This is a genomic window from Psychrobacter sp. 1Y4 (genome assembly GCF_051847555.1).
Genome location: NZ_JBPYDE010001167.1, coordinates 1 through 515, shown reverse-complemented (window position 1 = coordinate 515; position 515 = coordinate 1). Strand labels below are relative to the sequence as shown.

The following is a 515-nucleotide window of genomic DNA, read 5'->3' as shown; positions in this document are numbered from 1 at the left end:
GGTCGAGACGGTGCGGCGAATTTTGGCATACCATTGCCCAGCCGTACGCGCTGCCTGTGGCAGTTTTTCTGGGCCCAAGACGATTAGGGCGATTACGCCAAAGAGAAGTAGTTCAGAAAACCCGATATCAAACATAATGGTCCGATGTCACTGTCTAGAGGCTATACATTATGCTTATCATCAACCTTAGTGGTTGTTGGGCGCTCGTCGGTATGGGCCGTGCCATCATGGTCAAGCACCACGCGTTTTTTGGCATGCTCTGTATTTTCATCTTTGACCGCTTCTTTAAAGCCTTTAACTGCACCGCCCAAATCTTTGCCAGCATTTTTTAGTTTTGCAGTGCCAAATACAACAACGACGACGACCAATAGTATCAGCCAATGCGTAATAGAAAAACTACCCATAATGGTATCCTTGTGACCTGATTTTGTGACTTAGTTTTCAGTCTTTATATGTCTGCTTTGTGTTGATAAAGCCTGCTTTACATTGATAAAAGATTTATGTATCAAAAAAAA

2 protein-coding genes are annotated in these 515 nt (G+C 43.5%); both read right to left on the bottom strand.

The genetic code is table 11. From position 1 onward, the window contains the following. Window positions 1-135, bottom strand: a 135-nt coding sequence (tatB, locus tag ACS8FC_RS20970; RefSeq protein ID WP_439298201.1) for a Sec-independent protein translocase protein TatB, incomplete at its 3' end; no start/stop codon positions are given. A 26-nt stretch (window positions 136-161) separates the two neighbouring features. Next, a complete protein-coding gene (gene tatA, locus ACS8FC_RS20965; RefSeq protein ID WP_201600244.1) occupies window positions 162-404 on the bottom strand; it encodes a Sec-independent protein translocase subunit TatA in 243 nt (80 codons plus the stop codon). Window positions 405-515: the final 111 nt, after the last annotated feature.